Here is a 23605-nt window from a genome sequence, read left to right on the forward strand (position 1 = left end):
CGATCAGCTGCTATAGATCTTCGCGACAGCTTCCGATGCGGCGCCGATATTCGCCGGGAAGCCGGCCTGCCGAAGCGCGGCACCATAGGCCACGACATTTGCGAGCACGGTCTGGAAGGTTGCCCGTGCCCCTGTGTGGTTGATACGCATGAGGTGCGACGAGCCTGTCCCGACACCCGGCGTCAGTTCGACGCCCAACCCCGCCGCAAAACCAACCACAGAGGTGGGTTTAATTCCTGACGGTAAGGAGACCGTTGTCACGAGGTTCGATGCCTGTTCGGCCGGCACCCAAAGGTTGGCGCCCAGCGCTGCAAGTCCGGCCCGGCTCGCCGAAGCTGCTCTTTCATGGCGGGCGACGACCTGCCCGAGGCCTTCCGCCTCGACCCGGTCGAGGGCCGCTTCCAGTGCAAAGAATTCCAGCGGTGCCGGCGTTCCCGGCAACGCGCCGCGGCCGGCATCCACCCAAGCCTTCAGGTCGGCCAGCGACAGGATGGAATCACGCGGCGCACCGTCATAGAGGGCCAGTTCCCAGGCATGCTGGCTGACTGACAGCGCGGAAACGCCGGCCGGCCCGCCGAGTGCTTTCTGTGGGCCGATCACGGCGATATCGATGCCCAACGCGTCGACATCGAGCGCATGGCCGCCGACGGAGGCAACGGCATCGACTACCGTCACAATGCCTCGCGCCTTTGCGAGAGCAGCGATCTCGGGCAATGGATTGAGGATACCGCTTGCCGATTCCGCGTGGACGAGGGCCAGTACGTTGACATCGGGATTTGCATCCAGCGCGGCGGCGATTGCTCTGGCCTCGATAGGCAGGCCGGGCTGAGCGATGACATCGACGACGTGAGTACCGCCGCGCCGCAGCCATTGTCCAAACCAGCCGCCGTAGGCGCTGGTGACGACGTTCAGCGCGGAAAAGCCAGGTCTGGCAAGGCTGGTCGCAACGGCTTCGAGCGCCACCACCGCCTCGGCCTGCACCAGCAAAACGTCGTTGTCCGTCTTCAGGATCGCGCCGATGCGGCGGGCGAGGGCGGTGTAACGTTCGGCCGGATAGACCGGCGCACCATAGAACGGGTTCCAGGCGACTTCGGTCATGGGAAACTCCTTCAAACGGGTTCGGTTACAAGGCGCGGCACAGCCGCGACGAGCCGGCGCGCTGCATCGGATCGCGGGGCATTGACGATATCCGCTGCCGGTCCCTCCTCAACGATTCGGCCCGCATCCATGACCGCGATACGATGCGAAACCGCGCGCACCACCGCGAGGTCATGGGATATGAAGAGATAGGCAAGGCCACGCTCGCGCTGCAACTCGACCAGCAATTCGAGGATGCGGCCGCGAATGGTCACGTCGAGCGCGGAAACGGCTTCATCCAGCACTAGCAGAGACGGCCGCGTCGCGATGGCACGGGCAATGGCAACGCGCTGTCGTTGCCCGCCCGAGAGTGTGCGAACAGGGCGGGAGGCAAAGGTCGAGGGCAAGCCGACGCGCTCCAGCAGGGTAGCGATTTCGGCCGGCCGCTGTTTCCTGTTCGCGATGGCGTGGATCCGCAGCGGGTCGTCGAGAACCGAGGCGACGGAGGACAGCGGATTGAAGGCGCCGAGTGGGTCCTGAAACACCATCTGCATATGCGCGCGCCGGCGCCGCAGTTCGGCGCCTCGAAGCGCGCGCCAATCTTGCCCTTCGAATCGGATGAAGCCGGAATCGGGCTCCAGCAGTCGCAGAAGGACGCGCGACAACGTCGATTTTCCACTGCCCGACGCTCCAACCAAGCCCAGGGTTTCGCCGGCTGCAATCGTCAGTGAAACATTGTCGAGAGCGGCAACCTGTCGGCCGGTGGAGGAATAGGCCTTGGATAGAGCCTCAACAGTCAGAAGCCCGCTCATGACGCTGCCTCGGCAATCAAGGGCGGCGTGGACAGATCGCGATGGCTTGCGATGAGGGCCGCGGTATAGCCATCGGCCGGCGACGACAGGACCGATCTGATAGGGCCGGCCTCGACCAGTTCTCCATTCCGGAAGACGGCGATGCGATCGGCGAAACCGGAGGCAAGCGCGATATCATGGGTGATGAAGAGCAGGGTCATACCTTCTTCGCGCACCAGCCCGTCGAGAAGGCTGACGATCTCGGCCTGAACAACGACGTCGAGCGCGCTGGTCGGCTCATCGGCGATCAGCAAGGTTGGCTTGGCGGCAATCGCAGCCGCAATTGCCACACGCTGCCTTTGGCCGCCGGAAAGCTGATGCGGAAAGGCGCGCATGGCGCTCGCGGGCTGTGGTATGCGCACCCGCTCGAGAAGCTCTTCGGCACGGGCATAGGCTCGCCGCCAGTCTAACCCCAGGTGCCGTCGGGCCGCTTCGGCAACCTGCTCGCCGATGGTCAGCACCGGATTGAGGCTGGTGCCGGGGTCCTGAAAGACGAAACCGAAATCGCGACCGGGAAGCGGCGCATGACCAAGCGCCGGCCATGTTATGTTGCCTCTGATCCTGGCGCTCTTCGGCAAAAGTCCGGCAAGCGCTCGGGCAAATGTGCTTTTGCCGGAGCCGCTTTCGCCGATGAGGGCCAGCCTTTCACCTCTGAGGACATCGAGGTCGATGGATTCCAGAGCCGCATCGCGCTCGTAATGGACGGAAAGCCCTCTCACGCTGCAGAAGAGATCACTCATCGCAATCCCTCCTCATTGCCAAGCGCCTTGCTCAGCCCCTCGCTAAAGAGATGCACTCCGAGCACCGTTATTGCCAGCGCGAGGCCGGGCAGCACGGAAAGGTAGGCGGCCGAGCGCAACACGCTGCGGCCCTCAGCGATCATTGATCCCCAGGTGGCGAGATTGGGATTGCCGAGACCGAGGAAGGAAAGGGCGGCTTCAGTGAGGATCGCGCCTGCGACAATAGTGGCGGACAGGGCCAGAACCGGAGGCAGCGCATTCGGCAGGATTTCCTTGAAGGCGATCTCAGCCGGGTGCATGCCGATCACGTGTGCGGCAGCCACATAATCCCGTTCGCGGATGGACAGCACTTGCGCGCGCGTCAGCCGCGCAGGATCGGCCCAGGTTCCGAGCGCAATGGCGAAGACGATGACCGGCGTCGAGACGCCGATGATGCTGACAAAGGCGAGCGCCAGCAGGAAGCCCGGAACGATCTGGAAAGCATCGACGACGCGCATCAGTGCTTCATCGATGACACCACCGGCAAATCCGGCAGCCATGCCGACAAAGAGCCCAAGCACCATGGCGGACAGGGCAGCGGCGATACCGACGGCGAGCGAGGTGCGCGCACCGTAGAGCAGGCCGGCGAGCACGTCGCGCCCCAGCCTATCGGTGCCGAGCGGCAGCCTCGGATCGGTGAACGGCGTAAGGAGCGCCCGGCCAGCAATTCGTAGTGGATCTCCTGGCGAGATGACCGGCGCCAACAGGCCGGCGACGAGCAAAGCTGAAAGGATTGCAAGCCCGATCCCACCTTCCGGAGTTTGAGGAAGACGACGCAGCAGTGTCATGCCCGGCCCCCAGATGCGCCGATGCGCGGATCGAGCGTCGCATAGACCAGATCGACAATGAAATTAACGCAGATGACGAGAACAGCGCTGGAAAGGATAATGCCCATCAGCAATGGCGCGTCACGACCGTTGACGGCTTCCTGGGCCAGTCGGCCGAAGCCCGGAATGGCAAAAACGCTCTCGATCACCACACTGCCGCCGAGCATAGCCGCGGATTGCAGGCCGAGCATGGTAACAAGCGGCAGAAGCGCATTGCGTGCCACATGGCGAAGCACGATACGGCTGCGCGACAGGCCTTTGGCCCGGGCAAAGAGCACGAAATCGAGCTTCCAAGCTTCTTCCATACCCGAGCGCATGACGCGCAGGAACAGCGCGAGATAGATGAAGGCAAGTGCGCCAACCGGGAGGGCCAGGTGCTCCGCGATATCGAGCGCACGCGCGAGGCCTGTCTTGCCCGAGGCAATGGTTTCGATGCCAGCAATTGGCAGCCAGCGTAGCTTGACCGAAAAGAAGATGCTGAGCACCAATCCCAGCCAGAAGCTCGGAATGGCGTAGATGACGAGCGAGCCGATCGAGAGGAAGCGATCCCGCACGCTGCCGGGCCTTGCGCCAGCCAGAATGCCGAGTGTCGAACCAAGCCCGAAGGAAAGTGCCGTGGCACTTCCCATCAAAAGCAGCGTGTTCGGCAGCCGCTCGACAATCAGATCCCGCACCGGCCGGTTGAAGGCCACCGACCAGCCGAGATCGAGGCGGGCAAGTGACGACAGATAGAGCCAGAGGCGGGCAAAGACCGATTGATCGAGGCCGTAGCTCTGCCGCAGCGAATTTATAAGGGCGGCGTCACCACCGCCGATCGAACCAAGATAGGCATCGACCGCATCGCCGGAGGCGGATTCCAGCAGGAAAAAACTGAAGATCACGACGATCAGCAGCACCGGAATGCTGCTGATGACCCTGCGTCTCAGGAGGAGAAGTGCACGTTTCACGCCGGACGAGGCCCCTGCAGCAATTGCGCCTTCGACCCTATCACGATTGCAGCGCGGTATCGCCCCAGTTCGAAACTGCCCAGCGCGGATTGTCGGACACATTCAGCACGGTGTCTCGGGCGACCGTGATGAAGCCCCATTCGGCGACGTTGATCAATGGCAGCTCGGCCACCACAAGCTGCTGGAACTTGTAATAGAGGTCGGTGCGTGCGGCCGTATCAACGGTCTCGGACGCCTGCTTGATGATCTTGTCGAGCTCGGCGCTGACATAACCGCCCTGGTTGGAGAAGGGCACGCCGTCAGGTGTTCCGGACTGCACGAGGATCGTCGTGGAAATTGCCGGATCACCGCGGAAGACCGGCGGGCCGACGGCGATGTCGAAGTCGTGGTCGGTATAGACGGCCTTCTGGTGGGCGGCCGCATCGGCATTGACGATGACGGCATCGATACCGATGGCAGCAAGCGCCTGGCGCAGATAATCGCCGAACTGGCGTGTCTCGTTGAAATAGGGTGCAGGGCGCAGCTTGAGTTGGAACCGATTGCCGTCAGCGCCTTTGGTATAGCCGCCCTGGTCCAGCAGCTCGTTTGCCGCCTTCACGTCGAAATTGTAGTTGGCGACATCGGCGGTGTAGAATTCTTTCGAATTCTTCGGAACGGGGCCGGTGGATTCTGTCGCATAGCCGAGAAAGATCGTATCGACGACAAACTTCTTGTCGATCGCATGGGCAATCGCCTGACGAACTCTTAGATCTGACAGCTCCTTGCGGCGATGATTGATCTCGACGACAAGCTGATAGGTTAGCGCCTCATAGCCCTTGGAAATCACCTTGATGCCATCGACCTTGGAGATGCGGTCGAGATCGGCAAGCGGCACGGCCGAGAAGGCGGCGAGATGGATCTCTTCTGCTTCGAGCGCGGCCCCGGCCGATTCACGGTCCGGCAACACGCGGTAGACGATTTCGTTGAGCTTCGGCTCGCCCTTCTGCCAGTAATTTTCGTTGCGTGTCAGCCGGTAATATTCGCCAGGCTTGTATTCGGCGAATTTGAAAGGTCCGGTGCCAACGAGTGCATTGTTGGCCGGATTGGTGGCGATATCGGTGCCTTCGAAAATATGCTTGGGAACGACGCTGGTGACAGCCGGAAGCGCATTGCGGATGAGCTGGAACGGCGTCGGCTTCGAGAAGCGGAAGATCGCCGTATGATCGTTGGGCGTATCGACAGCCTGCAGATTGGCAAAGACCAGGCGCCCGAGGTTCTGGAGCGGCTTCCACACGTTGAGCGCCGAGAAGGCAACGTCGGCCGAGGTGAAGGGCTTGCCGTCGTGCCAAGTGGCGTTTTCGCGCAGCTTGAAGGTCACGGAGAGCCCGTCCGGCGAGCCTTCCCATGACGTTGCAAGACGCGGTGCGAGACCATCCGAACCTTCATAGGAGGCTTCCGCCAACGGTTCGATCACCTTGCTTGAAATGAAGAAAACGCCGTTCGAGGCGACGATGGCAGGATTGAGGTTCTTCGGCTCGGAGTCGGCTGCAACGATCAGACGCCCGCCAGCCGGCACTGCCTGCGCCAGCGCAATGCGCGACAGCGCCGTTGTTCCGAGCAGCAGCGCCGTGCCCTTCAGCAGGCCACGCCGAGAGATATCCGCAATAGTCATGCCCCCTCCTGATCCCTTAAAAATTCAATGATCTATATTCGAGCTGAAACCGTAAGTGTGACAGGAATTAAATTCGAACAGGATGGCCAGGCGAGATATTTTTTGTCACCCAGCCATTATTTTTCAGCGGCCGCCGACAGCAAGCCGCAGCGCTTCCGCGCCAAGGTTGCGATAGGCAGCTCCCGGATGGGGCGCAACCAGCCTCGGCCCCGCAGCGCCGAGCTTTTCGCGCAGTGTACCCTGCCGGTATTCGGTCTTGTAGACGCCGCGCTTCTGCAGTTCCGGCACCAGCAGATCGACGGTATCTTCGAAGCTCTCGGGCGTCACCGCATAGGCAAGATTGAAGCCGTCGACATCGGTGTCCTCGACCCATTCCTGCATCAGATCGGCGACCGTCGATGGCGAGCCGACGAAGACCGGGCCGAAACCGCCGACGCCGACCCAATCGGCCATTTCGCGCACAGTCCATTCCTTGCTCGGGTCGATGGTCGTGAAGGTCTCGACAGCCGACTGCACGGCATTCGTATGGCGGTGGCGCAGCACCTCGTCCGGGCCGAACTGGCCGAAATCGATGCCCGTCCAACCGGATATCAGCGTCAGCGCCCCCTCGAAGGAAGCGTACTTGCGATATTCGTTGAATTTGCGCTGCGCCTCGGCATCCGTTTCGCCGAGCACCACGGTCTGCAGGTTGAAGGCAAGCATTTCGCGCGGGTTACGTCCCAGCCGTTCGGCGGCCTGGCGGACATTGGCGACATAGCGCTTCAGAACCGTCTTGGAGGGCGCAGCCACGAAGATGCATTCGGCATGTGCGCCGGCAAAATCCTTGCCGCGGCTGGAAGCGCCAGCCTGATAGAGAACGGGCGTGCGCTGCGGCGAGGGCTCGCTCAGGTGAATGCCGGGAACGTTAAAATACTTTCCCGAATGGTTGATCGGATGGACCTTTCCCGGATGGGTAAAGATGCCGCTTTCGCGGTCGCGCACGACAGCATCGGCCTCCCAGCTTCCTTCCCAGAGCTTGTAGCAGACCTCGAGATATTCGTCGGCGAGATCATAGCGGTCGTCATGGTTGGTCTGTGCCGGCTGGCCGATATTGAGCGCGCCGCTGTTGAGATAAGACGTGACGATGTTCCAGCCGACGCGGCCCTTGGTCAGGTGGTCGAGCGTCGAGATTCGCCGGGCGAATGTATAGGGGTGTTCAAAGGAAAGCGAAGCCGTCAGGCCGAAGCCGAGATGCTCGGTCTCATAGGCCATGGTCGGGATGAGTTGCAGCGGATCGTTGACCGGCACCTGCGCCGAATGGCGAAGTGCTGCATCGACGTTGCCGTTCAGGACGTCATAGACACCGAGCACATCGGCGATGAAGAGACCGTCGAACTTGCCGCGCTCCAGCGTCTTTGCCAGATGCACCCAGTAGTCGAGGTCCTTATAGGTCCAGGACTTGTCGCGCGGATGCCGCCAAAGCCCTGGCGACTGGTGTCCGACGCAATTCATATCGAAGGCGTTGAGCCTGATTTCACGGGTCATTTTATTCTTCCTACATCGGTCGGCGAGGTGCGGTTCAGGCGCCGACGGTTTTTCTGTTGATGAAGCTGAAGGCGAGCACGGCAAAGATGAGCGTGCCGGTACCGACCTGCTGCCAGTAAAAGTTCAGGCCCGTCAGCAGCAGGCCGTTGGCGACGATGCTGAGGAGCAGGACGCCGAGAACGGTGCCAAGCACATTGGGCCGACCGAGCGGCGACAGCGTCGTGCCGATGAAGGTGGCGCCGATGGCGTTCAGCAGGAACGCATTGCCGGAGGAGGGGATGTAGACGGTCACGGTCGCCGTCAGGATAAGGCCGGCAACGGCGGCAATCAGCCCGGCGAGAATGAAGGTGGCGGCCACAGGGACGCCAAGCCCGATGCCGGAATAGCGCACGACGCTTGGCTGAATACCGATCGAGACCACCACCCGCCCGAAACGCGTCCAGGCGAACACGGCTGCTGCACCGGCAATGACGACCGCGGCGATCACCAGCGGAACGGGCACACTGGCGATCGTGCCGTTGCCGACGAAGCGGAAGGCGTCCGGCACGCCCGAGGGCGGCAGATAGACCGGATTTCCGCCATTGGTCAGCAATTGCTGGATGCTACGACCTATAAACAAGGTGCCGAGTGTCGCCAGAAATGGTGCAACGCCGATCACGGACACAAGAACAGCATTGAACGCGCCGACCAGTGCGCCGGCTGCAAGGCCGGCGAGCAGCGCGAGCGGCACCGGCTGGCCCGCCAGAACGAGGGAGACGAAGGCGAAGCTTGCAAAATCGACGGCCGTGCCGACCGACAGATCGATGCCGCCTGCGGAGACGGCGAAGGTCATGGCGATCGAGACGATGGCGAGCAGCGTGAAATTGTTGACGAGAATGCTCTGCAGGTTGCCGGGAGTGAAGAAGGTTGGCGCCAGGATCGAGAAGACGGAGAAAACCACGATGAGCGCCACGATCAGGCCAAAGCGTGCGAGGCCGGCGAGCGAGCGGCCGGCTGAAGTCGAGGCGGTCATGTCAGATCTCCCGCTTGCGCAGCAATGTCGTGGCCGACACGACGATCAGAATGAGAAGCCCCTGCACGCCGCTGACGAGCGTACTCGGCAGGTTCAGGAGCTGGAAGCCGTTGGTGAGGAAGCCGATGAATAGCGCTGATATCAGTGTTCCCGGAACAGTGGGCACCAGCCGACGCGAAAAGACCGAGCCGAGCAATGCGATAACGACGATGGGCAGCAACGCTTCGCCCGAACCGGTCGTGCTGCCGCTGAGATAGGAAACCGAGAGAATGCCGGCAAAACCACCGCAGAACCCGCTGGCAATGAAGGCCCCGGCAAGCAGCCGCTTGAGCGGCAGGCCAGCGGCGCGCGCGGCATCCTGAAATTCGCCGACGGCATAAAGCCTCAGACCGACTGGCGTATATTGCACTATCGCGGTGGCAATTGCTGTAAACCCGATCAGCACATAGGCGAGAATGGGAATGCCGAAACTGTCGGAAGCCGAAACCACTGTCAGAAAATCGGTCGAGGCGGGCACGACGGTATTCTGCGTTAGGACGAGTTCGAGACCGGCGACGACATTCATTACCGCGAGCGTTGCTAGCAGCGGGACGATGCCCGCGAGCACGACGGCGACAGCGTTGACCGCGCCGATCGCAAGCCCGGTCAGCAAGGCCGCAGCCACCGCTGTTGCGTCGCCATAGCCGAGCTGGATCAAAGTCGCATAGACTGCAGCACTCAGGCCCATATTGGCGGCCAGCGACAGGTCGATGCCGCCGGTGACGACATTCGAGCCCCCCGCGACCAGCACTACGGTCAAGCCGATCGCCAGCACGCCCGAAATGGCGGACTGGCCGAGAACATTGCCGATATTGCCGACCGACAGGAAGTAGGGCGCGGTCAACGAGAACACGACGAGGATGGCCGCGAAAGCAAGCAGCGAGCCGAAGCGGAGCACCGCGACGGCTGCTGCGCCCTTGGCTTGCGGCACGGGGTCGGAGGAAACGGCGGGATGGGGCGCGAAGTGAACGTCAACCGACATGGCGCAATCCTTCCGAAGCGCCGGTCGAGATGGACAGCACTTCATCCGTTGTGGTTTTGGAGGAGTCTAGCTCTCGGATCAGCCGGCCGCGGAAAAACACCAGGATCCGGTCCGTGATGCCGACGAGCTCCGGCAGGTCGGAGGAGAGGACGATGACGCCGGCGCCACGCGCCGCAAGTTCGCCGATCAGCGCATAGATCTCGACCTTCGAGCCGATATCGACGCCGACGGTCGGTTCATCCAGCAGGTAGATTTCCGACTGGCGGCTCAGCCACTTGGCGATCGCCACCTTCTGCTGATTGCCGCCCGAGAGTGTGCGGACTAGCGCATCGCGCCCGGCCGTCTTGATCTGCAGCCGCTTGATCAGGTCCTCGGTATCGGAGCGCTCACGCCTGCGATTGAGGAAACCGAAACGGCTGTAGCGGTCAAGGCTCGGGAGCGTGACATTTTCGGCCACGCTAAGATTGAGGCCGACGCCGTGTCCGCGCCGATCCTCGGGAACAAGTGCAAGCCGACGGTCGACGGCCCTTGCCGGGCTGCGCGGCTGTGCTGCTCGACCCTCGATTTCAATCTCGCCGCTCGCGGCCTGTTCCAGACCGAAGAGCGTGCGGATCAGGTCTTTGGCGCCGGAGCCGAGGAGACCGGTGATGCCGAGCACCTCGCCACGTCGCAGGCTGAAACTGACATCGTCAAACCGGTTGGGCGCTGAAAGCCCGCGGATGTTCAGGATCGTTTCGCCGAGGTCGACCTGGCGCTTGGGGAACATTTCGGCGATGTCACGCTCGATCATCAGGCTGGCGATCGCCTTGGCCGAGGTTTCGCCAATCGGCAACGAAGCCACATCCCGGCCGTTTCGCAGCACGGTGACGTGATCGCAGAGTTCTTCGATCTCGTTGAGGTAATGCGAGATGTAGATGATGGTCACGCCTTCGTCGCGCAGCCGGCGGATCAGGCGAAAGAGGATCTCGGCCTCGCGCCGCACCAGGGCCGCGGTCGGCTCGTCGAAGACGAGTATTTTCGGCTGGTGGAGCAGTGCGCGGGTGATCTGGACGATCTGCCTTTCGGCGGTCGATAATTCACTTATAAGGGCGTTCTTCGGCAGAGTGATCCCGAAATAATTGGCTAGGAGCTCACCGGCACGCTTTTGCATCGCCCGGCGATCGAGGAAGGGAGTTTTCGCAAGCCGCGTTTCACGGCCGAGGAACAAAGCCTCGCCGACGGTGAATGTCGGAACCAGCAGCCTGTCCTGATGGATGAAATGGATGCCGAGCTCTTCATTGAGATGCGGTGTCAGCCGATCGTAGACTTTACCCTCGATTTCGATCGTGCCCTCGTCTGCGACATGCAGCCCTGCAAGCAGCTTGATCAGCGTCGACTTGCCGGCGCCGTTTTGTCCGACGAGGCCGTGGACGGTGCCGCGTCGTATGGCGAGCGATGCGTCGGCGAGCGCTTGGGCACCGCCGAAACGCTTGATGATGTGATCGAAGCGAATGATGACATCGTTGCTGTCGGTCACTTGCGCCGGGACGGGTTCAGTCATGATGCCGCTTTCCAGGGACATGCTGACCTTGCGGCGCTAACCGCAAGGTCAGCCTTGATATCAGCCGATGCCGAGCTTCTTGATGATCTCGGAGACGTTTTCCTTGTTGGCGAGCAGCGCCTGAACATAGGTCTCGCGCGGCAGCGTCTGGCCGGCGAGCAGCTTGGCAACGTTGCGGACTGCGACACGGCCGATTTCGGCGGGCTGCTGAGCGGCATCGGCGCCAGCCGGCGAGTTCTTGTCAGCAACGAGCTGGAGAACCTCCGGGCTTCCATCGACGCCATAAGTGCGGATCTCGTTGCGGCCGGCGGCGGCGATCGCCTGCGTGGCGCCGAGCTGCGGAATGTCCCAGGCCGACCAGACGGCCTTGATCGAGCCCTTGTCCGGATATTTGTTGAGGATGGCGGTGATCTGCGTGAAGGCGTCCTGAACCGTATTCGGGATGACGTCACGCAGTTCCGGCTGGATGATCTTCACCTTCGGGAAATACTTGATGACGTTGACGAGCTGGTCGTAACGGATCGCGCAGGGTGTCACGCCGTAGAACCCGTTGAAGACGACAATATTGCCTTCCCCGCCGATATCGGAGACGAGCTGCAGGGCGAGATCCTTGCCAATGCCCCAATTGTCCGACGTCGTGTTGTTGATCGAATTGGTTGAGCCGACATCGACGGTCAGAACAGGAATGCCGGCGTCACGGGCCTTCTTCAGCCAGGGATCGATGACGCTGAGCGTGCCGAGGATCTGGACGATCGCATCCGGCTTCTGAGCGACAAGCGTCTGAAGCTGGGCGATCAGCTTGCCGTCGTTACGGCCGGCATCAACGGCGATCGGTTCGCCGCCAAGCCGCTTCACCTCTTCGATCTGGGCATTATAGACCTGCAGATCGAAATAGTGGTCCGTACCGGTGGCGCTGATGGCGACGCGCTTGCCCTTCAGGGAAAGCCCCTCGTCGTCGGCCCTTGCGGCGGGTGCGGTCAGCATGCTGGCGCCTGCAAAGGTCGCGCTGGCGACAGCCGCGAGCTTCAAGATTTCACGGCGTCCGAAGCCGCCTCCAAGTCCTTCATTCATAACGATACCCTCTCAATTTGATAGTCTGTAAAATATATAGATTTAAGGCTCATAAGAGGTACGTTATTCCAAAAGCACACGGTCGCAGGAAATTTTCTGAAGCTAAGGCCTGGCTTCAGCGATCGCTGTTGCGGCCGAGCCCATAGGTCAGGGCAAGTGCTCCGACGAGCACGGCACCCTTGACGAAATCCTGCGTGTAATAGGGTGCGTTCAGCATCGTCAGGCCATTGAGCAGCACGCCGACGAAGACGGCGCCGGCAATGGTGCCAAGCACATTGGGGCGGCGCAGGTTGAGGACGGCAAAGCCGATGAGGGCGGCAGCGACCGAGTCCATCAGCAGCGAGCCGCCGGAGGAGACATCGCCGCGCCCGACACGGGCGGCGATCACGATGCCACCAAGAGCGGCCAAGGTTCCCGAGATGACATAGGCAAGCGTCTTCAGCCGGGTGGTGGAGGCGCCGGCAAGCCGCGTCGCTACCTCATTGCCGCCGGTCGCAAAGAGCAGTCGGCCGATGCGGGTACGCTCTGTCAGCACGAAAAGGAAGATGGCGACGGCGGCCATCAGCACGACGGAAACGGGCAGGGTGGCAAACAGGCTGTAACGGCCGATCAGCAAGAAAGCTGGATCATAGGCACCGGTCGCCTTGGAGCCGTCGGGCAGGACCAGTCCGGCAGAAATCGATCGCCCGGCGGTCGGGATGAGTTGCAGGCCCGACAGCAGGAACATCATGGCAAGCGTCGCCAGCAGATCGGGCACGCGCAGGCGCACGATGAGCAAGGCATTGACGAGCCCGACCGCGGCACCGAAGGCAAGGACGAGCGGCACGGTGGCAAAAACATCGAGATGCCAGACGATCATCGCATAGCTCGCGGCCATGACGCTGGAGGCGGCGACAGCACCGATCGAGAGATCAAAGCCGCCGACGGCAAGCGTCACCGTCACACCGGCGCCGAGGATCGCAACGACCGATACGGCCTGCAGGATACTCATCAGGTTGCCGATGTTGATGAAGGCCGGTTGGGCGATGGTGAAGCCAATCACCATCAGCCCGAGCAGGATGAACACCGCACCGGCGCGCAAGAAGCTGCCGAGTGCCAGAGCGCGGCTATCCTCATTATGGCTCTGAGGGACCGCACTGGTCTTTGGCAGGGCCTCTTCGTCGATGGTCGTCATGCGGAAATTTCCTGTGGGGCTGAAGAAGAGGCGATGTCGACGAGATCAGGCAGCAAGCTGTGGTGGTCGATCGTCAGGATGCGATCGGCGACCTCATAGGCCTCTTCGGGATCGGATGTGGCGATCAGCGTTGCGCGGTCGGTGCGTGCCCGGATCGCCTGGATGATGTCATGGCGGGCGCCGACGTCGACCCCCTGGAACGGCTCGTCGAGCAACAGCAGCCGGCTCGGCTCCGCTTCCCAGCGGGCGATGACCGTCTTCTGCTGATTGCCGCCCGACAGTGACCAGATCGAAGCGTGCGGACCGGCGGCCTTGATGCTGAGCCGGGAAATGGCCTGCTCTGCCTCGTGCCGCTCGCGGCCGCCGAATAGCAGGCCGCTCGGATACCATTTGGCAAGATGCGGCAGGCTGATGGTAGCCGCGAGCGAATTGCCGGGCCACGCGGCCGGCATCAGCGAGGAGCGATGGCGGTCCTCCGCCGCCATGGCGACACCTGCGGCAATCGCCTCAGCCGGCGATTTCGGCCGGTAGGGCTTGCCATCGAGTTGCATCGTGCCATCGGCCAAGTCTCGAACGCCGAAGATCGCCGAGAGCAGGCGGCTTTTGCCGGCGCCGAGCACGCCGGTGATGGCAACGACCTCGCCTTCGTGCAGGGTCAGATCGAAGGGCTTGCTTGATGGCAGAAGCCGGATGCCGTTCATCTCGAGAACAGCTGAGCCCGTCACTGGGCGGGCATCCGGCCGTGCCGCTTCGAGCCTGCGACCGATCATCGTTTCGATGGCGCTGGAAAAATCGATAGGGCGATTGAAGCTGCCGACGATGCGGCCGCCGCGCATGACGAGTGCCCGGTCGGCGATCGCTTCGAGGTCGGCGGTCCGGTGAGAGATATAGAGGATGGCAAGGCCTTGCGCCCGCAAGGTGAGCAGGATGTCAAATAGGCGTCGGCTCTCGTCCGCCGAAAGGCTTGCTGTCGGTTCGTCGAGGATCAGCAGCTCGGCCTTGTTGGCAAGCGCGCGGGCGATCGCAACCAGCTGCCGGTCGGCGGCAGTCAGATCGCCGAAATCCCGGTCGAGCGGCAGCGAGAATCCGGCGGTATCGAGCACGGAGCGCGCTTCGCGTCGCACGCTTGCGTGAGAGAGAAAGAAGGGTGTGCTGCCCTCTGCGAAGCGATGCAGCAGCAGGGCATCGGCAACCGTCAGCCCCGCCGGTCCGACAAGATCCGTCGATTGATGCACGGTCACGATGCCGGCCTTTGCCGCCTCGGATGGTGTTTTCGGCGAAAAGGGCCGGCCGTTCAGGCTGATTGTGCCGCCATCTGCCGCAAGCACGCCGGAGACTATCTTTACCAGCGTCGATTTGCCGGCGCCATTGGCTCCCATCAGCGCGACGATCTCACCCCGCTCGATAGAGAAATGCGCGCCGAAAAGCGCGCGTGTGGACCCGAAACTGCGGGTGATATTCTCGACTTGAAGGAGCGGCATCGGGCAAATCCGGGTCTGCTTTTAAGCCGCGATATTGGCCTGACAGATGCCCGAACTTCGAGGCAAGCCTTGCCTCGGTCGGAAGGCGATGGGAACAAAGAATCTCCTGAATCCGCAAAAATCAGATCATTAAATCTACTAAAAACATAGAGTTTATATCTAATAATTTCATGCGTCGCAGGGAGCTGCCAACCTGTCAGACGACGCACCCGATTGACTAGAGGATCGCGACGATGAAATCCTTCGCACGGCTGGCGCTCTCTGCAGCCGCAATTTCTTTTTCTCTCTATCAGACCTCCTTTGCCGCTGGCCTTAACGGCGCACCGGCGCCCTTTGATAAGGGCGGCGTCAAGGTGGCACTGATCAGCTACATCTCGGCGGGTGACTTCTTCCAGGCTTATCAGGCCGGTGCGGAATCCCAGGCCAAGGCGCTCGATATCGACCTGCGCGTCTTCCCCGGCCGGCAGGATGCCGCCGAGCAGCGTGAGCAGATCCTTCAGGCGATCAATCTTGGCGTGGCCGGGATCGTCGTCGATCACGGCCTGCCGGAATCGCTCGGCGATGTCGTCCAGCAGGCGCTGGACAAGGGCATCAAGGTCGTCGCCTTCGACGTCAACCTCAACAATCCCAAGGTGCCGCAGGTGGAGCAGAGCGACCACGAACTCGCTCAACTCGCGCTCGAACAGGTGGTGAAGGACAACGGCAAGAGCTTCAATGCCGGTTATGTCTATGTCGCCGGTTTCGCGCCGCTCGACCGCCGCAACGAGGTCTGGGATAAGTTCAAGTCGGAGAATTCCGGCGTTGTTGAAAAGGCCCGGTTCGGTAACGTGAGCGACACCACCGCGACCTCTACCGCCGATCAGGCCAAGGCCGCGCTGACCGCCAATCCCGATATCGGCGTCGTCTTTGCGCCCTATGACGAGTTTGCCCGTGGCGTAAAGCTTGCCGCCAACGACCTTGGTATTGCAAGCAAGCTGAAGATCTATTCGGCCGACGTTTCGACTGCTGACATTCAGGAGATCATCGAAGAGGGCAGCCCCTGGGTTGCGACCGTCGCCACCAACCCGGCTGTCGTTGGCGCCGTCTCCGTCCGCGCCGCGGCTCTGCAGATCGCCGGACAGGACGTCCCCCATCAGATCACAGTCAAGCCGACGCTGCTCACGCAGGAAAGCCTGCGCGCAGCCGGCGTCAAGACGATCGAGGACCTGGCGCAGAAGATCCCGGCCTTCAGCACAAGCGACGCGGCAACCGCTAGCTGGATCCCGGACAAGCTTTTCTAGGCTGCCTGCCTCGATCTTCCGGCGGGGGTTGTGCGGCCCCCGCCGGCCCATTTTTTTCAGGAAATCGGAGTTTCGACCCATGAGCCAGTCCAATGTCGTCTTCGCGACCAATCGCAGCACAACGCGAGAGGACCTCTTTGCCCGCGCCGAAGATATCTCGGCCGATCTCTCCAGACGCGCCGCCGAGCTCGACCGCGACGGTCGCCCGCCTCTTGCGGAGATCGTCAAGCTGAAGAATGCCGGCCTGCTGAACGCCCTGCATGATCAGAAGATCGGCGGCGGTGGCCTTGATTGGGTGGATGGCTTGCGGCTGGTGCGTATCCTTGCGCGCGGCGAAAGCTCGATCGGCCAGCTGCTAGGCTATCACTTCGTCAACAGCCAGTATGTCTACTGGGCGCTAGAAGAAGCACGTGCTCATGCGGTGGGTGCCGAAACCGTGGCGAAAAACCTCTATTGGGGCGCTGCCGTCAATCCGCGTGATCCGGGTCTTGTGCTGACCCGTCGTGGCAATGGCTATGTGCTGAACGGGCGCAAGTCGTTTTCCACCGCCGCCCATGTATCTGACTATATCAATGCCAACGCCACGCTCGACGACAAGATCGTCGGTTTCGCCGTGCCGACCAACCGGCCCGGTTATCAGGCAAATGACGACTGGGACAATTTCGGCCAGCGGCTCTCCGACAGCGGCAGTGTCGAGTTCCACGATTTTCCTGTTTATGAGGAAGACTTCGTCGGTCCCCCGGCTGCTCCTGATGCCGCCCCGCCGGTGCTTTCCACCTTCAATACGCCGCTCATCCAGCTCGTCTTCGTCAACTTCTATCTTGGCAGCGCAGAAGGCGCGCTCCAGGCTGCCGTCGATTATGTGCGCACGACGACGCGCCCGTGGATCACCTCGGGCGTCGAGCGCGCTGCAGACGACCCCTATATCCTGGAGCGGGTCGGTGAGTTCACCGCCGCGCTGAAAGCCTCTGCTGCCCTGGCCGATACGGCCGCCGCCGCCGTTCAGGCAGGTCTCGCAAAGGGCCACAGTGTCACCGCCCGCGAGCGTGGCGAGGCGGCGGCAGAAGCCTATGCCGCCAAGGTGCATGCAACCCATGTCTCGCTTGATACCACCTCTCGTGTCTTCGAGCTGACCGGCGCGCGCTCCACGGCGGAGAAATATCGCTTCGACCGTTTCTGGCGCAATGTGCGCACTCACACGCTGCACGATCCGGTCTTCTACAAGGCCAAGGAAGTCGGCGAATTCGTGCTGAACGACAAAATCCCTGAAGTGAGCCTTTACAGCTGAACTCAGGAACATAAGCAAAAAAGAACCCCATTTCCGGTGACGGAAGTGGGGTTTTAGTTGAGGAGAGGGTTCAGAGCGCGCCGTTCTTCGGCGGAATCGCGCCGTTCAGGTGGTAATTGCCGACGACATGGTACTTCCAGCGCACGGGATCGTGCAGCGTATGGGTGCGTGCGTTGCGCCAGTGCCGGTCGAGATTGAGGTCGCTCTTGACCGCAGAGGTTCCGGCAAGCTCGAAGAGCGTGTTGGTGGCCTCAATGGCGATCTCGGTCGTCAGCACCTTGGCGGCAGCCACGGCAAGCGTGGCGTCGACGACGGTCTTTTCCGTCGTCTCGATCTGCGCGGCATCGACCTTGCGGCCGGCGCGTTCGAGGAGTGCTGCAGCAGCTTCCAGCCGGATGGCGATCTGCCCGACCTTCGAGATCGTCAGCGGATCCTCGGCGGCGCGCTCCACGCCGCTATCCATCCAGGGGCGTGACTTGGTACGCACGAATTCCAACGTTTCCGCAAAAGCGGCCCGCGCGATGCCGAGATCGATGCCGGCATGGACGATCTGGCCGACCGAGCCGATCGTCGCCGGCCGCTCGAAACCCTTGTGATGCAGGACGACGGAATCGGCATGGACATAGACATTCTTGAGGATCGTGGTGCCACTGCCGGTCGTGCGCTGGCCAAAGCCGTCCCAGTCGTCGAGGATCTCAACACCCTCGGTCCCTTTCGGCACGAAGGCCATGACAAGCCGGTCTTCCTCATCAAGCGCGAAGACCGTGATCCAGTCGGCAAACAGTACGCCGGTCGAGTAATATTTCTGGCCGTTGATGCGGTAGCCGGGTCCGTCCCTGACGATGCGCGTATTGTAGTGGCCGACCGTCTTCGTGCCGCGCTCCGAAAGCGCATTGCCGAAACGATCGCCGGCAAGCGCCCGGCCGAAGAAATACCGCTTCTGCTCCTCGCTGCCATCGGTGCGCAGGGCTTCTAGAATGTAGAAATGGTTCTGCGGGATCTGGCCGATCGAGCCATCAGCTTCCGCCAGGATCGCGGTCACTTCGGCAAGCACGGCATTCGAAACATCGAGCCCACCATATTGCGCTGGAACGGCAATCGCCAGCAGGCCGGATTGCGCCAGCGCATCGAGTTCGGCGAAAGGCAACCGGCGCTCTGCGTCTCGTGCGGCGGCCGTGGCGGCAAATTGAGCGCCGAGCCTGCGGGCCGTCTCAAGTGCCTCCTCGTCGCTGGCTATGCGGGCGGCCACGGGCCGGATCTGGTCTTGCTGCCTGAGCACGGTCGTCATTGATTTCTCCAGTTCTGACCGTGATATGGGTGAAAGAAATCGGAGCGACAGGTAAGATTATAAATTCTATAGATGTGATAGAAAATGAAAAGTGCTTGCTTCTGTGAGGCGCGTCGGCACGGCTAACGTCTGCCCCTATCCATCTCATCCGGCAATTGACCGGGTTGCCGGTGAAATCGCCGCCAGAAAATGCCAATGCTGATCTCGAATTGCTGTGCGCCAACGCCTACGTAACCCAAACGGATGCGTCGTTCCGGCATCACCGTTCAGCAGAGGGCAGGCGGTCGCTTCGCCCGATCCATGAGGAAAAACATGACCCGTTCACGGCAGTTGCGCCTCGGCGCCTTCATGCGTCCCGTTAGCCTGCACACCGGCGCATGGCGCTATCCCGGCTCCTATCCGGATGCCAATTTCAATTTCTCCCATATCAAAGCCTTCGCGCAGAAGCTCGAGGCCGCGAAATTTGATGCCTTCTTTATGGCCGATCACCTGGCGGTGCTCAACATGCCGGTCGAAGCGCTGAAGCGCAGTCACACCGTGACTTCCTTCGAGCCCTTCACGCTGCTGTCGGCGCTTGCCTCCGTCACCGAGAGGATTGGGCTCGCTGCAACGGCATCGACGACCTTCGACGAGCCCTACCATGTAGCCCGCCGTTTCGCTTCGCTCGATCACATCAGCAATGGCCGCGCCGCGTGGAATATCGTCACGACCTCCAATCCCGATGCTGCGCTCAATTTCGGCCTTGACGAGCATGTGGAACATGGCGAGCGCTACAAGCGGGCGCGCGAGTTCTACGATGTCGTCACCGGCCTCTGGGACAGCTTCGCCGACGACGCCTTCAGTCGCGACCGCGAGAGCGGTATTTATTTTGATCCCGAAAAAATGCATGTGCTCAACCACAAGGGCGAGGAACTGAGCGTGCGTGGGCCGTTGAATATTGCCCGACCGGTTCAGGGCTGGCCCGTTATCGTGCAGGCCGGCCAGTCGGATCCCGGCCGCCAGTTGGCCGCGGAAACCGCCGAAGTGGTCTTCTGTTCGCCGCGTGATCTCGAAGGCGGCAAGGCTCTCTATGCCGACATCAAGGGCCGGATGGAGGCGATCGGCCGCAACCGCGATCACCTGAAACTGCTGCCGGCCGCCTTTGTTGTCATCGGCGACAGCATCGAGGAGGCGCGCGCCAAGCGCCTCGCCCTCGACAGTCTCGTTCACTATGACAGCGCCATCGCCTCGCTGTCGATCGCGCTTGGCCATGATGCCTCGGGCTTCGACCCGGATGCGCCGCTGCCCAAGGATATTCCCGATACCAATGCCAGTAAGACGGGCCGCGGTCAGGTCATCAAGCTGGCGCAGGAGGAAAACCTCACCGTCCGGCAGCTTGCCCAGCGTTACGGCGGCTATTCCGGTCTTGCCTTCGTTGGCACGCCTGCAAGCATTGCCGGCGAGATGGAACGTTGGCTGGACGAAGAGGGCTCTGACGGTTTCAACGTCGTCTTCCCCTACCTGCCGCAGGGGCTTGACGACGTGACCACGCGCCTGGTGCCTGAACTGCAGCGCCGTGGCCTATTCCGTAGGGAATACGAAGGCACGACGCTGCGCGAACACCTTGGCCTGCCGCGACCGGAGAATCGCTTCTTCAGCTAAGGCTGTCAGGGCAGGGCGACGATCAGGCGCAGTGAACCTTCGAAGAAGGGTTGCGTGCGCAGATGCCCGTAACGCGCATCCCACGTGCCATCCTTAAGATCGCGGCCGAGTTCGGTCACGAAGCGCTCGCCGATCGATGGATCGACGAAGCTCCAGGCCGAATTTGCAAGCCGGGCGCCGGGATCGAGCATAAGCTCCGGCCGACCGTAGTAGGCCTCGCCGAAGCCATCGATGCAGGCAAGCGGGATTGGCACGGGCAATATCTCAATTGTGCCGCCGAGATGATCGGCGACGGTCTGCAGGGCCGGATAGCGGCTTGCCTCGACGGCGATCATCTCCGGCGCATAGTCGAACAGCCATGAGTGTTCCAGTTCATTGGGATCGCAGCTCAAGATCAGCACGGGGCCGCGCGAAACACGACGCATTTCTGAAACACCAGCTTTGAGGTCCGACCATTGATGCACAGTGAAGGTCGCCATGCTCGCGTCGAATGATTGATCTGCGAAGGGAAGTTTTTCGGCCGTTGCATCGATTGCCTCGGGCAGATGGTCCGGACGTTGGGCGCGCATGGATGCAGAAGGTTCTACTGGTGTCACCTTCCGGTCGACCGGCTCGTAGGAGCCTGCACCTGCGCCGACATTCAGAACGGTCTCGGCGTTGCCAAGTGCGGCGCGGATGAATTCGGCGATATGCGGATCGGGCCGGCGGTACCTGGTGTAATTTGTACCGATCACGCCGTAATTGGCGTCGCCCGCACTTCCGTCCCTGTGTCTGCTGTTCACGATCGGTCTCCATAACTGCTTCAAAAGGCAAAGCGCCGCTGTTGTCGGAGCGCTGAGCTCTCCGGCGTTTGTTGTTCCTGAAAAGGCATTCGCCAATTCGCGAGCCGCAAGAAACACCATGGAATGCAGTGTGAAAATCGATATGATCGAACAAATGTTGTTCGGAAAATGCACATGGCTCGCCGTATTCCATCGCTCAATGCGCTCCGCGCTTTCGAAGCCGCCGGCCGTCTCGGGCGCATGACGCTCGCCGCGGACGAACTGAACGTCACCCATAGCGCCGTCAGCCGCCAGATCCAGCATCTCGAAAATGTGCTCGGCGTTCCTCTCTTTGAAGGCCCGAAGAACCGGCTGCGTCTGACCGAGGCCGGCACGACGCTTCTGTCAGGTCTGAATGCCGCCTTCGACCAGATCGACACGTCCGTCCGCGCGGTGGCCGATACCGAGGATGGTGCGCTCGATGTATCCTGCCCCGGAACCTTCACCATGCGCTGGCTGATCCCAAGGCTCTACCGGTTTCAGGCGGAATATCCCGATATCGATGTGCGCCTGACCGCCTCTTCACGTCCGGTGGATTTTGCGCGCGACAGCTTCGATGTCGCTATCCGCGTTGGAACAGCACCCTGGCCAGCCGGTGCGGATGTCATCCCGCTCTTTCCCGAACAGACCGGTCCCGTGCTTTCGCCGGCATTGGCGGAAATTGTCGGCGAACGCTTCACAGGTGCCGCTCGCCTTCATACCCGCAGCCGTCTACGCGCCTGGGGTGACTGGCTTGCTCGCTCGGGCATCACCGTCGAAGCCGGTGGCCGTGTCGAATATGAGCATTTCTATTTCATGCTGGAGGCTGCCAACGCCGGGCTTGGCGTCTGCGTCGTGCCCTGGCCCTATGTGACGGATGATGTTCGCTTCGGCCGGTTGGTGGCGCCGCATGGATTTCTGGAAAGCGGCCATGAATACGTGGCCTTGCGCCGGGCGAGGCGAAACCGCAAATCCACGCTCTTTTGCGAATGGCTGGAAAAAGAGGCGCGCGCATTCGTTCTCTCGCATCCGGCGCCTGCGACACAGAGCCTGACCGCCGCTATTTCCTGACGACGCCGACCCGCGCCAGCACTTCGCCGGGAATGGCGTAACGCTGGACAATATCCCTGCTGTTGCGCAGCCCGCAGATCTCGCGCTGGACGAAGAGCGCCCAAACGGCATCGGACGCCTCGTTGATCAGCGTTTCGCGCTGCTCGGCACTATCGCGATCGGGATTCCAGGCCTTCAGGGCTGAGAGAGCCGATTCGACTTTGAGACCGTTGCGTCCGAGTGAACTGGCGCGCTCCGACATGAGCTCGTATTCGAGTACATTCACCCCGCCTTCGGCCGAAAAAGACTGCCTGAAGGATTGCGGCGGGCGAACGCTCATCGGACGATCCCTCGCTGGATTATTGCGGCTGGACGCCGGTGACCTGGACATAGACCCAGGCCAATGCAAACACGATGATCACCGCGGCGATGATCACGAGCTTGCGGAGCATGGGATTGGGGGCTTTCGGCGGGGGCTTCGGCTTGCGAAACTTGATAACGTTATCGCTCATTGTCTTGCTGTCTGGTTCGTTCTTTCCACAGCAGTAACGCATATCGACGGATTTGGCACCCGTGTCGTGCCCAAATATGCACTTTTCATGTGGGGCTGCCGGCGAGACACCGGCAGCCCCAACGTCGAACCGATCAGCGCGCTGCCCAATTGGCGCCGCGGCGGAAGATCGTGTTCATCTGCGGCACGTCGAATTCCTTGGCGACATGGCCGAGTGAGGAATAGAAGACGCGACCCTTGCCATATTTCCGCTTCCAGACAACCGGCATCGTCACGCCGTCGATCCAGTAAGCATGTTCGCCGGTGAAAGTCGTCGTCGCCAGCACCTCGTTCGAGGGATCGACATGCATGTAATATTGTTCGGAATTATAGGGGAAATCGGTGATCCCCTCCATCAGCGGGTCGTCCGGCCGGGTGATGTTGACGGTGTAGTTTATGATATTACCGGGATGGGCAACCCATTGGCCGCCGATGATGAACTGGTAATCGGTCGATTCGCGGAAGCTGTCGCCGGCGCCGCCGTGATAGCCGGCAATGCCGACGCCGCTTTCGATCGCGGCAGCGAGGTTCTTGACCTCTTCCTTCTCGATCTTCGACATGGTGATGACGGGAACGATCAGGCTCAGATCGTGGATCGACGGATCGGCGAAGGCCTCCGTGCTGTGCTCCACATAGACCTTGAAGCCGTCTTCCTCGAGTATGTCCTTGATGATTGCGGCGCATTGTTCCGGTTCGTGGCCGGCCCAGCCGCCCCAGACGATCAGTGCTTCACGCATCGTGTATTCCTCCTGA

At 61.6% G+C, this 23605-nt stretch carries 22 protein-coding genes; 4 read left to right on the forward strand and 18 right to left on the reverse strand.

The genetic code is table 11. The features are described 5' to 3' along the window. Nucleotides 1–3: 3 nt before the first annotated feature. From AB4Z13_RS28115 to AB4Z13_RS28175, 13 genes are all read right to left on the reverse strand, one after another. On the reverse strand, nucleotides 4–1098 hold the full coding sequence (locus AB4Z13_RS28115) for a pyridoxal-phosphate-dependent aminotransferase family protein (RefSeq protein WP_439018174.1): 1095 nt from the start codon (nucleotides 1096–1098) through the stop codon (nucleotides 4–6). A gap of 11 nt (nucleotides 1099–1109) precedes the next feature. Beyond that, on the reverse strand, nucleotides 1110–1889 hold the full coding sequence (locus AB4Z13_RS28120; RefSeq protein ID WP_439018173.1) for an ABC transporter ATP-binding protein: 780 nt from the start codon (nucleotides 1887–1889) through the stop codon (nucleotides 1110–1112). Beyond that, the gene (locus tag AB4Z13_RS28125; RefSeq protein WP_439018172.1) at nucleotides 1886–2668 is read right to left on the reverse strand and encodes an ABC transporter ATP-binding protein; all 783 of its coding nucleotides are present in this window, start codon (nucleotides 2666–2668) and stop codon (nucleotides 1886–1888) included. The genes AB4Z13_RS28120 and AB4Z13_RS28125 overlap by 4 nt, the downstream gene beginning before the upstream one ends. Further along, complete coding sequence (locus tag AB4Z13_RS28130) at nucleotides 2665–3495, reverse strand: ABC transporter permease (RefSeq protein ID WP_439018171.1); 831 nt, start codon at nucleotides 3493–3495, stop codon at nucleotides 2665–2667. The genes AB4Z13_RS28125 and AB4Z13_RS28130 overlap by 4 nt, the downstream gene beginning before the upstream one ends. Continuing rightward, a complete protein-coding gene (locus tag AB4Z13_RS28135) occupies nucleotides 3492–4481 on the reverse strand; it encodes an ABC transporter permease (protein ID WP_439018170.1) in 990 nt (329 codons plus the stop codon). Before AB4Z13_RS28135 ends, AB4Z13_RS28130 begins: the two co-directional genes overlap by 4 nt. A gap of 40 nt (nucleotides 4482–4521) precedes the next feature. Further along, nucleotides 4522–6132, reverse strand: a complete 1611-nt coding sequence (locus AB4Z13_RS28140) for an ABC transporter substrate-binding protein (RefSeq protein ID WP_439018169.1) — start codon at nucleotides 6130–6132, stop codon at nucleotides 4522–4524. A gap of 123 nt (nucleotides 6133–6255) precedes the next feature. After that, nucleotides 6256–7656, reverse strand: coding sequence for an LLM class flavin-dependent oxidoreductase (locus tag AB4Z13_RS28145; RefSeq protein ID WP_442207347.1), 1401 nt, complete (start codon nucleotides 7654–7656; stop codon nucleotides 6256–6258). 34 nt (nucleotides 7657–7690) lie between these two features. Further along, nucleotides 7691–8668 (reverse strand): ABC transporter permease, encoded by a 978-nt coding sequence (locus AB4Z13_RS28150; protein ID WP_439018167.1) that lies wholly within the window; start codon nucleotides 8666–8668, stop codon nucleotides 7691–7693. Nucleotide 8669: 1 nt separating this feature from the next. Beyond that, on the reverse strand, nucleotides 8670–9689 hold the full coding sequence (locus AB4Z13_RS28155) for an ABC transporter permease (protein WP_442207348.1): 1020 nt from the start codon (nucleotides 9687–9689) through the stop codon (nucleotides 8670–8672). Continuing rightward, nucleotides 9679–11229, reverse strand: coding sequence for a sugar ABC transporter ATP-binding protein (locus AB4Z13_RS28160; RefSeq protein ID WP_439018165.1), 1551 nt, complete (start codon nucleotides 11227–11229; stop codon nucleotides 9679–9681). Before AB4Z13_RS28160 ends, AB4Z13_RS28155 begins: the two co-directional genes overlap by 11 nt. Nucleotides 11230–11289: 60 nt before the next feature. Next, nucleotides 11290–12300 (reverse strand): sugar ABC transporter substrate-binding protein, encoded by a 1011-nt coding sequence (locus AB4Z13_RS28165; RefSeq protein WP_439018164.1) that lies wholly within the window; start codon nucleotides 12298–12300, stop codon nucleotides 11290–11292. Nucleotides 12301–12415: 115 nt separating this feature from the next. Further along, nucleotides 12416–13474 carry an ABC transporter permease gene (locus AB4Z13_RS28170; protein WP_442207349.1) on the reverse strand — a complete coding sequence of 353 codons (1059 nt, stop codon included), beginning with the start codon at nucleotides 13472–13474 and terminating at the stop codon, nucleotides 12416–12418. Next, the gene (locus AB4Z13_RS28175; protein ID WP_442207350.1) at nucleotides 13471–14955 is read right to left on the reverse strand and encodes a sugar ABC transporter ATP-binding protein; all 1485 of its coding nucleotides are present in this window, start codon (nucleotides 14953–14955) and stop codon (nucleotides 13471–13473) included. Before AB4Z13_RS28175 ends, AB4Z13_RS28170 begins: the two co-directional genes overlap by 4 nt. 233 nt (nucleotides 14956–15188) lie before the next feature. Between AB4Z13_RS28175 and AB4Z13_RS28180 the strand changes: the two genes are divergently transcribed. Continuing rightward, entirely contained in the window at nucleotides 15189–16235 is a 1047-nt protein-coding gene (locus tag AB4Z13_RS28180; RefSeq protein ID WP_442207351.1) for a substrate-binding domain-containing protein, read from the forward strand. Nucleotides 16236–16314: 79 nt separating this feature from the next. After that, entirely contained in the window at nucleotides 16315–17523 is a 1209-nt protein-coding gene (locus AB4Z13_RS28185; protein WP_442207352.1) for an acyl-CoA dehydrogenase family protein, read from the forward strand. 70 nt (nucleotides 17524–17593) lie between these two features. Here the strand turns inward: AB4Z13_RS28185 and AB4Z13_RS28190 are convergent, their stop codons facing one another. Next, nucleotides 17594–18811, reverse strand: a complete 1218-nt coding sequence (locus AB4Z13_RS28190) for an SfnB family sulfur acquisition oxidoreductase (RefSeq protein ID WP_442207353.1) — start codon at nucleotides 18809–18811, stop codon at nucleotides 17594–17596. Nucleotides 18812–19123: 312 nt separating this feature from the next. Between AB4Z13_RS28190 and AB4Z13_RS28195 the strand changes: the two genes are divergently transcribed. Next, nucleotides 19124–20452, forward strand: a complete 1329-nt coding sequence (locus AB4Z13_RS28195; protein WP_442207354.1) for an LLM class flavin-dependent oxidoreductase — start codon at nucleotides 19124–19126, stop codon at nucleotides 20450–20452. Between the two features lie 5 nt (nucleotides 20453–20457). Here AB4Z13_RS28195 and AB4Z13_RS28200 read toward each other — a convergent pair whose 3' ends face one another. Continuing rightward, nucleotides 20458–21234, reverse strand: a complete 777-nt coding sequence (locus tag AB4Z13_RS28200; RefSeq protein ID WP_442207355.1) for a class I SAM-dependent methyltransferase — start codon at nucleotides 21232–21234, stop codon at nucleotides 20458–20460. Nucleotides 21235–21408: 174 nt separating this feature from the next. Between AB4Z13_RS28200 and AB4Z13_RS28205 the strand changes: the two genes are divergently transcribed. Continuing rightward, entirely contained in the window at nucleotides 21409–22323 is a 915-nt protein-coding gene (locus AB4Z13_RS28205) for a LysR family transcriptional regulator (protein ID WP_113322994.1), read from the forward strand. On the opposite strand, the gene AB4Z13_RS28210 is transcribed toward AB4Z13_RS28205, so the two are convergent. The 3 genes from AB4Z13_RS28210 to AB4Z13_RS28220 form a co-directional block, all read right to left on the reverse strand. Beyond that, nucleotides 22313–22642 carry a DUF6665 family protein gene (locus AB4Z13_RS28210; protein ID WP_442207356.1) on the reverse strand — a complete coding sequence of 110 codons (330 nt, stop codon included), beginning with the start codon at nucleotides 22640–22642 and terminating at the stop codon, nucleotides 22313–22315. The genes AB4Z13_RS28205 and AB4Z13_RS28210 overlap by 11 nt on opposite strands. A 19-nt stretch (nucleotides 22643–22661) precedes the next feature. Beyond that, nucleotides 22662–22814: a hypothetical protein gene (locus AB4Z13_RS28215; RefSeq protein WP_310381983.1), complete on the reverse strand. Its 153-nt coding sequence runs from the start codon at nucleotides 22812–22814 to the stop codon at nucleotides 22662–22664. A gap of 133 nt (nucleotides 22815–22947) precedes the next feature. Then, the gene (locus AB4Z13_RS28220; protein ID WP_442207357.1) at nucleotides 22948–23589 is read right to left on the reverse strand and encodes a ThuA domain-containing protein; all 642 of its coding nucleotides are present in this window, start codon (nucleotides 23587–23589) and stop codon (nucleotides 22948–22950) included. Between the last annotated feature and the right edge of the window lie 16 nt (nucleotides 23590–23605).

Origin of the sequence: Rhizobium sp. YAF28, from assembly GCF_052113285.1 — a bacterium.
Classification (GTDB): domain Bacteria; phylum Pseudomonadota; class Alphaproteobacteria; order Rhizobiales; family Rhizobiaceae; genus Rhizobium.

Coding starts and splice junctions, on each gene's coding strand:
- AB4Z13_RS28185 (WP_442207352.1), top strand. CDS start 16,315: ATGAGCCAGTCCAATGTCGTCTTCGCGACCAATCGCAGCACAACGCGA.
- AB4Z13_RS28150 (WP_439018167.1), bottom strand. CDS start 8,668: ATGACCGCCTCGACTTCAGCCGGCCGCTCGCTCGCCGGCCTCGCACGC.
- AB4Z13_RS28145 (WP_442207347.1), bottom strand. CDS start 7,656: ATGACCCGTGAAATCAGGCTCAACGCCTTCGATATGAATTGCGTCGGA.
- AB4Z13_RS28180 (WP_442207351.1), top strand. CDS start 15,189: ATGAAATCCTTCGCACGGCTGGCGCTCTCTGCAGCCGCAATTTCTTTT.
- AB4Z13_RS28220 (WP_442207357.1), bottom strand. CDS start 23,589: ATGCGTGAAGCACTGATCGTCTGGGGCGGCTGGGCCGGCCACGAACCG.
- AB4Z13_RS28190 (WP_442207353.1), bottom strand. CDS start 18,811: ATGACGACCGTGCTCAGGCAGCAAGACCAGATCCGGCCCGTGGCCGCC.
- AB4Z13_RS28130 (WP_439018171.1), bottom strand. CDS start 3,495: ATGACACTGCTGCGTCGTCTTCCTCAAACTCCGGAAGGTGGGATCGGG.
- AB4Z13_RS28215 (WP_310381983.1), bottom strand. CDS start 22,814: ATGAGCGATAACGTTATCAAGTTTCGCAAGCCGAAGCCCCCGCCGAAA.
- AB4Z13_RS28120 (WP_439018173.1), bottom strand. CDS start 1,889: ATGAGCGGGCTTCTGACTGTTGAGGCTCTATCCAAGGCCTATTCCTCC.
- AB4Z13_RS28115 (WP_439018174.1), bottom strand. CDS start 1,098: ATGACCGAAGTCGCCTGGAACCCGTTCTATGGTGCGCCGGTCTATCCG.
- AB4Z13_RS28125 (WP_439018172.1), bottom strand. CDS start 2,668: ATGAGTGATCTCTTCTGCAGCGTGAGAGGGCTTTCCGTCCATTACGAG.
- AB4Z13_RS28165 (WP_439018164.1), bottom strand. CDS start 12,300: ATGAATGAAGGACTTGGAGGCGGCTTCGGACGCCGTGAAATCTTGAAG.
- AB4Z13_RS28175 (WP_442207350.1), bottom strand. CDS start 14,955: ATGCCGCTCCTTCAAGTCGAGAATATCACCCGCAGTTTCGGGTCCACA.
- AB4Z13_RS28160 (WP_439018165.1), bottom strand. CDS start 11,229: ATGACTGAACCCGTCCCGGCGCAAGTGACCGACAGCAACGATGTCATC.
- AB4Z13_RS28205 (WP_113322994.1), top strand. CDS start 21,409: ATGGCTCGCCGTATTCCATCGCTCAATGCGCTCCGCGCTTTCGAAGCC.
- AB4Z13_RS28195 (WP_442207354.1), top strand. CDS start 19,124: ATGACCCGTTCACGGCAGTTGCGCCTCGGCGCCTTCATGCGTCCCGTT.
- AB4Z13_RS28210 (WP_442207356.1), bottom strand. CDS start 22,642: ATGAGCGTTCGCCCGCCGCAATCCTTCAGGCAGTCTTTTTCGGCCGAA.
- AB4Z13_RS28155 (WP_442207348.1), bottom strand. CDS start 9,689: ATGTCGGTTGACGTTCACTTCGCGCCCCATCCCGCCGTTTCCTCCGAC.
- AB4Z13_RS28170 (WP_442207349.1), bottom strand. CDS start 13,474: ATGACGACCATCGACGAAGAGGCCCTGCCAAAGACCAGTGCGGTCCCT.
- AB4Z13_RS28140 (WP_439018169.1), bottom strand. CDS start 6,132: ATGACTATTGCGGATATCTCTCGGCGTGGCCTGCTGAAGGGCACGGCG.